The organism is Mesorhizobium sp. B2-5-3, assembly GCF_006441005.1.
Lineage (GTDB): Bacteria > Pseudomonadota > Alphaproteobacteria > Rhizobiales > Rhizobiaceae > Mesorhizobium.
On sequence record NZ_VFUS01000010.1, the window covers coordinates 28,179 to 42,135 of the forward strand.

The 13,957-nt window shown below is 64.2% G+C and carries 11 protein-coding genes; all 11 read right to left on the bottom strand.

Annotation, left to right across the window (positions count from 1 at the left end):
* Positions 1–38: 38 nt before the first annotated feature.
* The 11 genes from FJ867_RS22015 to FJ867_RS22065 all read right to left on the bottom strand — a co-directional run bounded on the left by FJ867_RS22015 (position 39) and on the right by FJ867_RS22065 (position 13,949).
* Positions 39–518 (bottom strand): hypothetical protein, encoded by a 480-nt coding sequence (locus tag FJ867_RS22015; protein WP_140818583.1) that lies wholly within the window; start codon positions 516–518, stop codon positions 39–41.
* A 51-nt stretch (positions 519–569) separates the two neighbouring features.
* Positions 570–3,530 (bottom strand): bifunctional [glutamine synthetase] adenylyltransferase/[glutamine synthetase]-adenylyl-L-tyrosine phosphorylase, encoded by a 2,961-nt coding sequence (locus tag FJ867_RS22020; protein ID WP_140818585.1) that lies wholly within the window; start codon positions 3,528–3,530, stop codon positions 570–572.
* Positions 3,530–5,005, bottom strand: a complete 1,476-nt coding sequence (locus tag FJ867_RS22025) for an ATP-binding protein (RefSeq protein ID WP_140559439.1) — start codon at positions 5,003–5,005, stop codon at positions 3,530–3,532. Before FJ867_RS22025 ends, FJ867_RS22020 begins: the two co-directional genes overlap by 1 nt.
* Positions 5,006–5,013: 8 nt before the next feature.
* Positions 5,014–5,688, bottom strand: a complete 675-nt coding sequence (locus FJ867_RS22030; protein ID WP_181165141.1) for a response regulator transcription factor — start codon at positions 5,686–5,688, stop codon at positions 5,014–5,016.
* Positions 5,689–6,030: 342 nt separating this feature from the next.
* Positions 6,031–7,575, bottom strand: coding sequence for a Do family serine endopeptidase (locus tag FJ867_RS22035; RefSeq protein ID WP_140818588.1), 1,545 nt, complete (start codon positions 7,573–7,575; stop codon positions 6,031–6,033).
* 135 nt (positions 7,576–7,710) lie between these two features.
* Positions 7,711–8,178 (bottom strand): cytochrome c-type biogenesis protein, encoded by a 468-nt coding sequence (locus FJ867_RS22040; protein ID WP_140494688.1) that lies wholly within the window; start codon positions 8,176–8,178, stop codon positions 7,711–7,713.
* Positions 8,175–10,166 carry a heme lyase CcmF/NrfE family subunit gene (locus tag FJ867_RS22045; RefSeq protein WP_140818590.1) on the bottom strand — a complete coding sequence of 664 codons (1,992 nt, stop codon included), beginning with the start codon at positions 10,164–10,166 and terminating at the stop codon, positions 8,175–8,177. Before FJ867_RS22045 ends, FJ867_RS22040 begins: the two co-directional genes overlap by 4 nt.
* Before the next feature lie 29 nt (positions 10,167–10,195).
* Entirely contained in the window at positions 10,196–10,639 is a 444-nt protein-coding gene (ccmE, locus tag FJ867_RS22050; protein WP_140494692.1) for a cytochrome c maturation protein CcmE, read from the bottom strand.
* Positions 10,640–10,653: 14 nt separating this feature from the next.
* On the bottom strand, positions 10,654–11,808 hold the full coding sequence (gene ccmI / locus FJ867_RS22055; protein WP_140624509.1) for a c-type cytochrome biogenesis protein CcmI: 1,155 nt from the start codon (positions 11,806–11,808) through the stop codon (positions 10,654–10,656).
* 127 nt (positions 11,809–11,935) lie between these two features.
* On the bottom strand, positions 11,936–12,373 hold the full coding sequence (locus tag FJ867_RS22060; protein ID WP_140818592.1) for a hypothetical protein: 438 nt from the start codon (positions 12,371–12,373) through the stop codon (positions 11,936–11,938).
* A gap of 187 nt (positions 12,374–12,560) precedes the next feature.
* On the bottom strand, positions 12,561–13,949 hold the full coding sequence (locus FJ867_RS22065) for an ATP-binding protein (RefSeq protein ID WP_281405113.1): 1,389 nt from the start codon (positions 13,947–13,949) through the stop codon (positions 12,561–12,563).
* Positions 13,950–13,957 lie beyond the last annotated feature (8 nt).

The window sequence follows — 13,957 nt, forward strand, 5'->3', positions numbered from 1 at the left end:
GGCTCCGGCGATGTCGCCGAAGCCCGTGCCGGAAGGCGTTATTGCATGCTGCCGTCGTCGCCTTCGTCATCCCACTGACGGTGTAAGCTAAAGCGGCCGCCCTTTGGCAGTTCGCCCTTCTTGATCTTTCCGTCGTTGTTCTTGTCGAGCAGGGCAAAGAGCTTCTTGTCGCGACTGGCGATGTCGTCCGTCGTCAGCGTACCGTCGCCCTTGTTGTCGTAACGCGCGATGATGCGCCTGGCCATGTGCTCGAAGCGGGCCTTTTCCAGCGCTGCGGTGAGCTGCTCCACCGTGAGCTTGCCACCATTGTCGGCGACCAGCTTCTTCAACCGCGAATCCATGACGCTTGAGAACTGGTCGAAGCTGATGGTGCCGTCATTGTCCTTCATCGCCTTGTTGAGGCGCATCATCGTGCGCTCACGCATGTTTGCGCTGTCGATGTTCTCGGCATAGGCCGCAGTGCCGACGGCTCCTGCCAACGCGATGAAGGCGAACGCGAGCTTGGTTGTCTTTCTCATGGTCTTCTCCTGTTGCATCGTCACCCCCGATGCGATCCGCACGGCCGTTGATCACGGCCGCCCGGCACGAAGCAGAAGGTTGAAATCCTTCCTGACCTTCCGCGACGTCTCCTTGAGATGTGCTTCCAGCACACCGAAATCCGGCAAGTCGGTGACCGCCAGAAGCAGATCCGAAAGCCCCGGCGGCACATCGTCCCGCTCGAACTGGCCGGTGAGGCAAAGCCTGATCATCTGGGTCAGCGCCAGATAGAGGCGGTAGGCCTCGCCAAGCTCCTCCCTGACATCGGCGGCTGCGAATTGTGGCGCAAGGCGCGACAATACCTCCGCGGTTGCCGTGACCCTGCGGCCGGACTCGACATTGCCCGTGACGACGGCCACCTGGGCGATGAATTCGAGATCGATCAGGCCGCCGGCAATGAGTTTGATGTCCCAGAGGTCGCGCGGCGGCTTTTCCTTTTCGATCATGGCGCGCATGTCGGACGCTTCCGCTTTCACCTTTGCTGCGTCGCGCAATTGCCCGAGCACCGCCGCAACGTCGGCTTCGACCTCGGCACAGAGCCTGGCATCTCCGGCAATGGCGCGCGCCCGCGACAGCGCCATGTGCTCCCAGGTCCAGGCCTCCTGGCGCTGGTATTTCTTGAAGGCGTCGACGTGGGTGGCCACTGGCCCCTTGTTGCCGGACGGCCGCAGCCGCAGGTCGAGTTCATAGAGCACGCCTTCCGCGGTCGGCGCGGAAACGGCCGAGATGAGGCGCTGCGTCATCCTGGTGTAGTAATGCGAGGGCGCCAGCGGTTTTTCACCGTCGGATTCCTCGGCGTCCGCATCGTGATCGTAGAGCAGGATGAGGTCGACATCCGACCCCGCCGTCAATTCACGGCTGCCGAGCTTACCCATGCCGAGCAGCGAAACCACGCCGCCGGCGATTGTGCCATGGCGCGCCTCGAATTCGGCCATAACCGCGTGCAACGCGGCCTCAATGGTGAGGTCGGCCAGGTCAGAAAAGGCGCGGCCTGCGCGGGCCGGATCGATCGAGCCGGCGAGCAGCCGCACGCCGATCAGGAATTTCTGCTCGGAGGCAAAGATGCGCAAACGATCGAGAACGTCCTCATAGGCGCGGTCGCCTTCGAGGAAAGCGGTAAGCCGTGCCGATAGATAGCCACGATCCGGCAATTCGTTGAGAAGAGCGGGATCGAGCAGGCCATCGAACACATGTGGCCGGCGCGTGATGATCGCGGCCAGTCGTGGCGCGGCGCCCATGATCGTCGCCATAAGCTTCAGCAACGCCGGATTGGACTGGAGCAGCGAGAAGAGCTGGATGCCTGCAGGCAGGCCGGCGAGGAACTCGTCGAAACGGATCAACGCCTCATCGGCCCGACGCGTCTGGCCAAAAGCCTTGAGCAGCGCCGGCGTCAGTTCCGTAAGTCGCTCGCGCGCCTCAGCCGACTGGGTGACGCGGTAGCGACCGAAATGCCAGCCACGGATCACGCGGCAGATGTCGCTCGTTCGCTGGAAGCCGAGACCGTGCAACGTCTGCAGTGTATCGGGGTCGTCGACGTCGCCGGTGAAGACCAGATTGCCGATGCCTGCCGAAAGCTCCGGTGCGGTTTCGAACAGCGCCGCGTAGTGACGTTCGACCTGCTGCAGCGAGGCGCGGAAGCCCAGGGAAAAAGCAGCCGCATCGGCAAAGCCCAGCATGCGCGCGATTCGCTCCAGCCCTTCATCATCCTCCGGCAGGGTGTGCGTCTGCTCGTCGGCCACCATCTGGATGGCATGCTCGACCCGGCGCAGGAACCAATATTGCCGGGCCAGTGCGTCGCGTGCCTCGGCGGTGATCCAGCCGCGCGCGGCCAGCTGGCCGAGCATCGGCACGGTCTCGCGGCCTCGCAGTTCCGGGAAGCGGCCGCCGGCGATGAGCTGCTGCGTCTGGACGAAGAACTCGATCTCGCGGATGCCGCCGCGCCCGAGCTTGACGTTGTGGCCCTTGACCGCGATTTCGCCATGCCCCTTGTGGGCGTGGATCTGGCGTTTGATCGAGTGGACGTCGGCGATCGCGGCATAGTCCATGTATTTGCGCCAGATGTAAGGTTGGAGCTCCTTGAGGAAAGCGGTGCCGGCGTCCAGATCGCCGGCCACAGGACGCGCCTTGATCATGGCAGCGCGCTCCCAGTTCTGGCCGCGCGCCTCGTAGTAGCGCAGCGCCGCCTCGACCGGGATCGCCAGCGGGGTCGAACCGGGATCGGGACGCAGCCTGAGGTCGGTGCGGAAGACATAACCATGTTCGGAGCGGTCCTGCAGGATGCGCACCAGACGGCGCGTCAGCCGCGAAAACAGCTCCGTCGCATCGAGCGGATCGACGACGGCCGACGCTTCCGGGTCGAAGAAGACCACGAGGTCGATATCGGAGGAAAAATTGAGCTCATGCGCGCCAAGCTTGCCCATGCCGAGCAGGATCCAGCCCGACCGGTTCGAGGGATTGGCGGGATCCGGCAACTTCAGCTTGCCCTGGCCATGCGCGTCGCGCAGCAGAAAATCGACGGCGGCGCGCGTGCACGCATCGGCAAGGTCGCTCAACCGCCGCACCGTAAGCGAGGTCTCGGCCTCGGCGGCCAGATCGGCCAGCGCGATCAGGAAATGCGCATCGGCCTTCCATTGCCGCAGTTCCATCATCAATCTGGATTCGGAGATCGTCTCGGAGAACGATGCCCGGTCGATCGCCACGATGATCGCCTTCAGCCGGGCCTCGATCGGCTGGTCGAAAAGCCCATCCAATATCTGCGGCCGGCGACGCGCCATGTCACGCAGGAACGGCGACAGGTCGAAGACAGCGGCCAGGAAGTCCTGCGCCTCACCGGTTCCAGCCAGGAATTTCGCCAGCCGTGTCAATCCTTCTTCGCGTGCCAAGGTGGCGATCTCGGCCAGCTCCTGCCGGGCCCGGCTGTCGTCCAGAGGAGCAAGCCTTGCCGCGGGCTTCAACAGCCAGTCCTTCGCCGTCCGCTTTGCAGCCGCCGTCATCAATGATCCTCCCGCGCGGGAAAACTCATGACCACGGATAATCCGGGATTACCAGGCAACAGATCAAGCCGGCCATAGTGGAATGTCATGACCGCCTTTGCGAGGCTGAGGCCAAGCCCGGAACCTGGCTGGGAACGGCTCTTCTCGAGCCGCACGAACCGTTCCGTCGCCCGGGCGCGATCGGCATCGTCCGGAATGCCCTGGCCGTTGTCGGCGACGACAAGCCTGATTTCGCCATGCGTGCGTTCGAGCGTCACGCGGACAGTCGGCTTGGAGGTGGAATCGGTCGAGTACTTGATCGCATTGTCGACGATGTTAGACAGCGCCTGGCCGATCAGCTCGCGGTTGCCGTCGACAAGGAATGCGCCATTGACCGCGGCTTCGAGCGAAACGCCAGCCTCTTCCGCCACCGGCTCGTAGAGTTCGACGACATCGCGCACGGCTGCGGCCAGATCGACGCGACTGGTGCTTTCGGAGGAATAACCCGCCTCCAGCCGGGAGATCATCAGGATGGCGTTGAAGGTCTTTATGAGCTGGTCGGACTCGGCGATGGTGCCTTCCAGCGCCTGGCGGTAGTCCGATGTCTTGTGCTTGCCCGAAAGCGTCGCCTCGGCGCGGTTGCGCAGCCGGGTCAGCGGCGTCTTCAGATCATGCGCGATGTTGTCGGAAACCTGTTTCAGCCCCTCGTTGAGCATGGCGATCCTGGCCAGCATGGCGTTGAGGTTCTCGGAAAGCCGGTCGAATTCGTCACCGGCGCCGGTCACCGGCAGCCGGCCCGAAAGATCACCGCCCATGATGCGGCGGCTGGCTTCCGAAACGCCATCGATGCGCTTCAGGGCGGCGCGGCCGACGAAGAACCAGATCAACAGCCCGCCCAGTCCCATCATGCCGAGCGCCAGCATCAGGGAGCGGCGGATGACGGCGCGGAACCGCTCAGGTTCGCCGAGATCGCGGCCGACCAGCATGATCATCTGGTTCGGCAGGCGCAGCACCAGCGCGATCGCATTGTGGCCCTTCTCACCTTCGGATCGGACCGCCGTATCGCCGGCTTGGGGCGTGGTCTGATCGGAAGGTGTGCTGCGCTGCCGGTCGAGCTCGCCTTCGCCGAAACGACGGTAGGAGAACGGCTCGGTCGTCCAGCCTTCGGTTTCGATGACCCCCGGCTCCAGGCTCTGCACGTTGCCGGTCAGGATCTGGCCGTTGGCGTCGGCGATCAAATAGAGATTGGCGCCGGGCTGGCGCGAGCGCTGCTCCACCACGCGCACCAGGACCGGCAGGCCGCCGCGCTGGTAGGCGCGGGCAAGGCCGAGCACCTCGTCGTTGATGGTCTCCTGCGTCTGCGCGGTCAGCATGCGCGCCGAAAGCGAGGTCATGTAGAGGACAAGCAGCACGGCGCAGAGTGCGAAGAGCAGGAGATAGAGCGCCGAAAGCCGCGCAGCCGTCGTCTTCATGATGGCAGGCACGGAAAGGGCCATGCCGCCGCCTAACCGGCCCTAAGCATGTAGCCGGCGCCGCGAATCGTATGCAGGATGGGCTTGTCGAAGCCTTTTTCGATCTTGCCGCGCAGTCGCGAGACATGGACGTCGATAACGTTGGTCTGCGGATCGAAATGATAATCCCAGACATTTTCGAGCAGCATGGTGCGCGTCACCACCTGACCGGCATGGCGCATCAGATATTCAAGCAGGCGGAACTCGCGTGGCTGCAGCGTGATCTCGCGTCCGGCGCGCCTGACCGAATGCGAAAGCCGGTCAAGTTCGAGATCGCCGACGCGGTAGACGGTTTCGGCCTCCTTGGCGCTGGCCCGGCGGTTCAGCACCTCGACGCGGGCGAGCAGCTCGGAAAAGGCATAGGGCTTGGTCAGATAATCGTCGCCGCCGGCGCGTAGGCCGGTGACCCGATCGTCGACCTCGCCCAGCGCCGACAGGATCAGCACCGGCGTGGCGTTGCCCCTGGAGCGCAGGCCGGCGATGACCGACAGGCCGTCGCGGCGCGGCATCATCCGGTCGATGACCATCACGTCGTAGTCGCCGGCATCGGCAAGCGCGAAGCCGGTCTCGCCGTCACCTGCGACATGCGCGGTGTGCCCGGCCTCGGTAAAGGCTTTCTGCAGATAATCCGCAGCCTCGCGATCGTCTTCTATGACGAGAATCTTCATAGGACCGTTATACGCGATTTCGCAGGAAGATTGAGTAGCCGGCATCTGCATTTTAGCCTTCGCCAAAGCGCATCGCGATCAAGATGATCCAGGCCGCGCGCGATAAAGTCTTGGTTCTCTGGTGTTACTGGCCCAGACATGCTGCCGGAATGCCGTTGCCATCAAAGCGCTCCGCTTGTTCGCTCAGCCTGAGCGCATGGTCTGCGGGTGAGTGCGGCAGCGGGCGATGGGAAGCCCGCTGCCGCCGGAGGGGAGCACGATGACTGACTAACGTGCTCGGCTCCATACTTCCCGTGCGGCGGCTCGGGGGTGTTTGAAACCGCCGCACTGGAAAAGTCGTTGTCAGCCCTTGGCGACGGGCAGCGCCACAAAGCGGTTGTTGTCGTCGCGGGTGATCTGCATCAGGACAGCCTTGCGCCCGGATTTCACCGCTTCGTCCATGGCCTTGGTGACGTCGTCGGTGCCGTTGACTTCCATCGAATTGACCGCGGTGATGATGTCGCCCGGCTGGATGCCACGGTCGGCGGCATCGCTGTCGGGATCGACATCGGTCACCACCAAACCCTTGCCGTCCTCGGATTTGGTGACGGTCAGACCGAGATCGGCGAGCGTATCGGCCTTGGCCGGAGCCGCAGGCTTATCGTCGGCCGAGGCCCGCTTGTCGCTTGAAGGCAGCTTGCCGAGCTCGACCTTGACGCTCTGGCTCTTGCCGTCGCGCCAGACCGTGACGTCAACCGACTTGCCCGGCGAATAGGCGCCAATCAGGCGGGCGAGCTCCTTCGGCGAAGCAACATCCTTGCCGTCGACCTGGGTGATCACGTCACCGGCGGTGATGCCGCTCTTCTTGCCGGGGCCGTCGTCCTGAGCGCTGGATACCAATGCGCCGTTGTTGGACTTCAGCCCGAGCGATTCGGCGATGTCTGATGTGACCGGCTGGATCTCGACGCCGAGCCAGCCGCGCTGCACGGCACCGCTCTTCATCAGATCCTCGACGACCTGCTTGGCGGTCGAGGCAGGAATGTCGAAGGCGATGCCGACGCTGCCGCCGGAAGGCGAGAAGATAGCGGTGTTGATGCCGACCACCTGACCGCTGAGGTTGAAGGTCGGGCCGCCAGAATTGCCGCGGTTGACCGAGGCGTCGATCTGGATGAAATCATCATAGGGACCGGCGCCGATGTCACGGCCCCGCGCCGAGACAATGCCGGCGGTGACGGTGCCGCCGAGACCGAAGGGGTTGCCGACGGCCACGACCCAATCGCCGACCCGAACCTTGGAGTCGTCGGCGAAGTCGACATAGGTAAATTTGCCGCCACCCTCGACCTTGAGCACCGCGAGGTCGGTGCGCGGGTCGGTACCGACCAGCTTGGCGTCGAGTTCCTTGCCGTCATTGGTCACCACGGTGAAGGCGGTGCCCTCTTCGACGACATGGTTGTTGGTGACGAGATAGCCATCCTCGGAGATGAAGAAGCCCGACCCTTGAGCCACCGGGCGCGGCTCGCCATTACCGCGGTCACGATGCCCGAACCGGCGGTGGCCATCGTCGTTCTGGCCGCCCTGATCGCCAAAGCCGCGGAATTCCTTGAAAAAGCGGCGCAGCTGCGGATTGTTGGGCAAATTGTCGAAACCGTCCTGGTCGTCGGAGCCGTCATCGGCGGTGGGCTGGACCTTGGCCTTGACCTTGACGCTGACAACGGCGGGCGAAACGCGCTCGACGACATCGGCGAAGCTGGGGACCTGCGGCGCCTCGACGCGCACGGCATCGGCCAGAACGGGGCTGGTTCCGCTGGTCAACGCGCCAATGCCGATCGCGCCGGCAACGGCGACGGAAGCGACGGCAGCCAGGAGACGCTTGCGGGTGCGGGAATATGAATTGGGGGCAATATTCATGGGGTCTCGTATCCTCTTTTCGAAGGGACGCGCCTTGTCGGCATCCTGAGGAAGAGAATTAGAGCGGCGTACATTACGACGCCATTTCCGACGCATGAAACTTTGGTAATGTTGGCGAACGATCGCCGCCTGCACTCAATCGCGGCGCAGGATCGCCTCCAGTGCCGCCCGCTCGTCGGCGGAGAGGGATTTTGTCGCCAGTGTCCGGCGCGATCTCGCGCTGAGCACGACGAACAGGCCACCGGCCAAAAGCAGGATCACCGGCGTGCCCCAAAGCAGAGCGTTGCGCAGGTCGAAGCGCGGCTTCAGCAGCACGAACTCGCCGTAGCGCGAAACCACATAGTCCATCACCTGCTTGTCGGTATCGCCAGCGACCAGGCGCTGGCGCACCAGAACGCGCAGGTCACGGGCAAGATCGGCATCGGATTCGTCGATCGACTGGTTCTGGCAGACCATGCAGCGCAGCCCTTCCGACAGCGCTCGCGCTCTCGCTTCCAGCGTCGGATCGGCAAGCATCTCGTCGGGCTTCACCGCCAGCGCCGTGCCGGCAAAGGACAGCGCCAGCACCATCACGAGCGACGCGATGGACAACTTCGCCTTCATGGCAGGCCCGCGGGGCTCATGGCGCCGGCCTGCTTGCGGCGGCGCGAGGGTGCGCCGACGCGCAGGCGCCTGTCCATCAGCGACATGGCCGCACCAACCATCATGACCAGGCCGCCGCCCCAGATCAGCGTCACCAGCGGTTTCCACCACAGGCGCACCACGACCGATCCGTCATTGCCCTCGTCGCCGAGCGAAATGTAAAGCTGCGAAAGGCCCATCGTCCTGATGCCTGATTCCGTCGTCGTCGTCTGGCGTACCGGATAGAAGCGCTTGGCCGAGCTGATTTCGCCAACCGGACTGCCGCCGACACCGATCAGTTGGAAGCGACCGCGATCCTCGCTGTAATTCGGTCCCTGCGCCGGATGGAGCCCGACGAAACGCAGAGTGTGGCCGGACAATTCGACGGTTTGCCCGGCATGCATCGACAGGATCTTCTCGGTGCCGAAGCAAAGCGTGCCGACGATGCCAAGCGTGGTCAGGCCAAGACCGAGGTGGGCAAGCGCTGTGCCGAAGACCGAGCGCGGCAGGCCGAGCAGGCGCCTGACCATGACCCTCGCAGCCACATTGCCGAACCCCGCCTTGACAGCGAGGTCGGTGAGAGCGCCGAGGATCAGCCAGACGGCAAGACCCACGCCAAGGGCTGCGAATACCGAAGCGCCGTTGATGAACAGGGCGGTGACCAGCGTTGCCAGAAGCGTCGCCGCGAAAGCTGCCATCAGGCGCTGCGCGACGGCGAAGACGTCGCCGCGCTTCCAGGCCAGCAGCGGCCCGAACGGAACCATGGCCAGCAACGGCACCATGAGCGGTCCGAAGGTGAGGTCGAAGAACGGCGCGCCGACCGAAATCTTGTCGGCCGAAAGGGCCTCGACGGCCAACGGATAGAGCGTACCGACGAGTACGGTGGCGGTGGCCGTGGTCAGGAACAAATTGTTCAGCACCAGCGCGCCTTCGCGCGAAACCGGATGAAAGAGGCCGCCGGCCGTCAGCCTCGAGGCGCGCAGTGCAAACAGCGTCAATGATCCACCGATGAACAGCGTCAGTATGCACAGGATGAAGATGCCGCGCGTCGGATCGGTGGCGAAGGCATGCACCGAGGTCAGGACGCCCGAACGCACCAGGAAGGTGCCGAGCAACGACAGTGAAAAGGTCAGGATGGCGAGCAGCAGCGTCCAGATCTTCAGCGCCGAACGCTTTTCCATGACGATGGCCGAATGGAGCAGCGCGGTGCCCGCGAGCCAGGGCATGAAGGAGGCGTTCTCGACCGGATCCCAGAACCAGAAGCCGCCCCAGCCGAGCTCGTAATAAGCCCAATACGAGCCCATGGCGATGCCGCCGGTCAGGAACATCCAGGCGACCAGGGTCCACGGCCTCACCCATCGCGCCCAAGACGCATCGATGCGTCCGTCGATGAGCGCGGCTACCGAGAAGGAGAAACAGATCGAGAAGCCGACATAGCCGAGATAGAGCAGTGGCGGGTGCACTGCGAGGCCGAGATCCTGCAGGATGGGATTGAGATCGCGCCCTTCGATGGGCGCCGGCGAAAGCCTGGCGAAGGGATTGGACGTTGCCAGTATAAACAGGAAGAATGTCGCGCCGATCGCACCCTGCACGGCAAGCACGTTGGCGCGTAGCGTCGCCGGCAGGTTGGAGCCGAAGGCGGCGACCAGCGCACCGAAGAAGGTCAGGATCAACACCCAGAGCAGCATCGAGCCTTCGTGATTGCCCCAGGTTCCAGTGATCTTATAGATCATCGGCTGCAGCGAATGGGAATTTTCCCAGACGCTGGCGACCGAGAAATCGGAGCTCGCATAGGCGCTGACCAGTGCGGCGAAGGACAGCGCCGTCAGGGCAAAGCCGGTGATCGCGACGGGAGCGCCGACCGCCATCAGGCGCTGATTGTTGGTGCGGGCGCCAAACAGCGGCACCACCGTCTGCACCAGCGCCAGCGCGAAGGCCAGGACCAGCGCGAAATGTCCGGTCTCAACCATGATCGCCAACCCGGCTATATCGAGCCTGCCTATTCACTCTTGCTCTCCTGCCAAACGCCCTTGGCCTTCAGCCCATCGGCCACTTCCTTGGGCATATAGCGCTCGTCGTGCTTGGCCAGAACGCTGTCGGCCACAAAGACGCCATCCGGGCCGAACGTGCCTTCGGTGATGACCCCCTGCTCCTCGCGAAATAGGTCAGGCAGGATGCCTGTATAGGTGACCTTGACCGATTTATGGGTGTCGGTCACAGAAAACGCCACTGTCGCCCCCTGCCCGCGCTGGATCGTGCCTTTTTCCACCAGGCCGCCCAGCCTGATGCGCTGGCCCGGCTGCACCGTCGCCGTGGCCAGATCGGCGGGCATGTAGAAATAGGACGCCTTCTGGCCGAGCGCATAGAATGTCAGGCCGGTGGCGGCGCCGAGGAAGGCCAGGCCGCCCGCGATCACCGACAATCGTTTCTGTTTGCGTGTCATTGTCCGGTCCAGCCCTATTGCGTCGCCGTCAGGCCGAGCGAAGCGGCAAAAGCGGTGAATTTCCTGGCTTCGTCACTGTCGGCTCCAAAGACGGCAATAGCTCGGCTCAACGCCTCGCGCGCCTGGTCGGCCTTGCCCAGCACGATGTATGAACGAACGAGCCGCATCCATCCTTCCGGGTCGCGCGGATTCTGCCGCAGCTTCTCGTCGAGCCCGGCGACCATGGTGTTGATCATGGCTTCCCTGTCCTGCGGCGACATCGATGAAGCGGCATCGATATCGCCCGCGGTCGGTCCGTTTGCCGGCTCGCTCGAAGCGACGCCTGCATTGCCGGCGCCGGAACTACCGGACTTGGCCAGCGCCTGCTCGATCGCGCCGCGCCATGGCGAATCCTTCGGCAGCGTGCCCAGCATCGCCTGCCAGGCCGCGGCCGCCTCCTTGCTGCGGCCCTCCTGCGCCAAGGCCATAGCCAGGTAGAAGCCGGCCTTGGCATTGGCCGGGTCAAGTTTCAGGGCCGCCTCGAAGGCCTCCTGGGCATCCGCCGAAACGATGCCGCCGGCGGCGCTGGCGATCGCCTCGCCGAGACCGGCCCGGCGAACAGCGCTGTCGCCGTCGAGGCGAATGGCGTTGCGATAGGCGGCGACCGCGTCGGAAAAGCGCTGCATGCGCAGATAGACCGGCGCCAGCACGTCCCATCCCCTGCCGTCGGACGGATTGGCGGCAAGATGGGCTTCGGCGCGAGCCACAAGTTCGTCGACCGAGCTGTCGGCCGGATTCTTGGCCAGCCGCTCGCTGAGCGGCTGCGAGGGCAGATCGGGCGAGCCTATGTTGATGTAAAGGCCCCAACTGACCAGCGGCACCGCCAGCACGGCCGCGGTGGCGACAAGCCGCGTCGCGACGGATGTACGTCCGACGGATGCGCTGCCGGCCTGGTCCGCATTGTCGAGGCGAAGGATGCGCCGGGCGATCTCGGCGCGCGCCTCATCGGCTTCGGCAGGCTTGATCAGGCCACGGGCGGCGTCGCGGTCGAGTTCGGACAGTTGGTCGCGATAAACTTCCAGATCGTGCTCGCCGCTCGAAGACGCGCTTCTGGCGCCACCGGCCAGCGGCAGCAGCACCGCCAGGCTGGCGCCCAGCGTTAGGATTGCGGCTATGACCCAGAACAGCATGGTTCTTCCAATAACGGCAGAGCCTTGCCCTGCCAACACAAGCATACTGCGACGCTTTGACGGCGGGCGCGCCGCATATCCTTCATCGACATCAACCGGCCGGGTCCGAAATGGACCGGCTAGCCTGTCAGGTGAGCGGCGTCCAACTGCCATCGGCGTTGCGGCAAGCCGTTCCACGCGCCGTGACGCCTGCCCCGCCGGCAAAGACGGTCTGCGTGTACTGGCGGCAGTCCTGTGAGCCGACGCGGTAGGGCTGAGCCGGAACCACTTCGCCATAGCGGGACGCCTGGGTGCCCTTCCACGTCACCTTCTGGCCGCTCGTGGTGTATTCGAGCGCCTTGTATTCAGCCTCCAGCGCGCTGCGCTTCTCGGCTTCGCTAAGGCCGCTGCCGACCGACCCGCCGATGAGGCCGCCGCCCATCGCCGAAATGATCGTCGTGGCGACTTTGCCGCTGCTGGGTGGCGTGGAGGCCGGCGTCGCAGCGATGGTGGGAGCCTTGCCGCCCAAGGTGGTGCAGCCGGAAACGGCCATCAATGCGGAAACAAGCGCGACGCGAATCTTCATGCCAACAACCGGTTTTCTTGAGCTGGAGCCTGTCATGGATGAGCCGGGGGCCGCGTCATCGGAGAAGTCGGCGAGCCTATAATGTTGATATTTGTCGGAAATTTGGCCGTTGGGCCGGCTACGGAGCCAATCGGTGCGCCGCCATAACATGCCCAGTCCGTCAATGTCGATCGGCCGGGGAAAGGCATCACTGAAGGCTCCGCAATCGCACTACCGCCTTCAATCCGCCCATGCCGGACCGTTCGAGCAGCAGTATGCCTCCATACTCGTTGACGAGGTCGGCGACAATGGCCAAGCCGAGACCCGTGCCCGGCTTGGTCTCGTCCAGGCGTCGTCCGCGTTTCAACGCTTCGCGCGCTTTTTCCTCGGGTATGCCCGGTCCGTCGTCTTCGATGGCGATCTCGAACATGTTGTCGTCCTTGTCGCCCACGGGAACGACGGAAACCGAAACCGCGCTCTTCGCCCATTTCATCGCGTTTTCGAGCAGATTGCCGAGCAACTCCTCGAGGTCCTCGCGCTCGCCGGCAAAGACGATCTCGATCGGCGGCAGCGACAACGACAGGTTGGTCCGCGGATTGAGCTTCTGCAAGACCCTGACCATGCGCTGCACCAACGGCGCTATCGGCGTGCGGTAGACGACGCTGTCGCGCTGCGCCGCGACGCGGGCGCGCTGGAGATAGTGATCGACCTGCTTCTGCATGGAAGCGGCCTGTTCGGCGATCAGTTGCCCCTTGGCGCCACCAAGCGCCCGCCCCTCGTTGAGCAGCACCGCCAGCGGCGTCTTCAGGGAATGGGCGAGATTGCCGACCTGAGTCCGCGAGCGCTCGACGATACGCCGGTTGTTCTCGATCAAGGCATTGGTTTCGTTGGCAAGCGGTTCAATCTCGGCTGGAAACTGGCCGTCAAGTCTTTGCGCGGTGCCTTCGCGCACCATGGCGAGCGCGTCCCTGACCCTTCGCAGCGGTTGCAGGCCGAGCAGGATGGCGATGGCGTTGATGGCGATCATGCCGACGCCGAACAGGGAAAGGTAGGTCAGGAGGCGGCGCTGGAAGGTGGCGATCTCCTGTTCCAGTTCGGTCTTGTTGCCCATGACGCGAAAGCGGGCGGCGCGGTTCTTGGCATCGAGAACGAATTCGCTCTCGAACACGACCAACTCCTCGCCATCGATGCCTTGCGCCGCGTAGCTGCGCTGGAAATTGGCGTTGAAGGGAACGTCCGCCACATCGGGCGACGGGATCGTCCTGGTCATCGACGATGAGTGGAGATTGCCGTGCACGCCTTCCGAAGCGGGTTCGACGGACCAGTACCAGCCCGAATTCGGTTCCGAGAAGCGGAGGTCGCCGAGATCCGGAGCGCCGGTGAGCGCGCCGGTATCGGAAATGCCGATGGAGCCGATCAGGTTGAACAGATGCGCAGAAAGCAGGCTGTCGAAACCGCGCTCGCTGGCCTGGCGGTACAGCGTGGTAATGAGGGTGAAAATGACGATGAGGGTCAGGATCGCCCAGACCGTGGAAAAGGCGATGACGCGGAACGTCAGCGAGCGCGGCCACAAGCGCAGCGAGAGCCGCTTGCTCACGGTTGGGT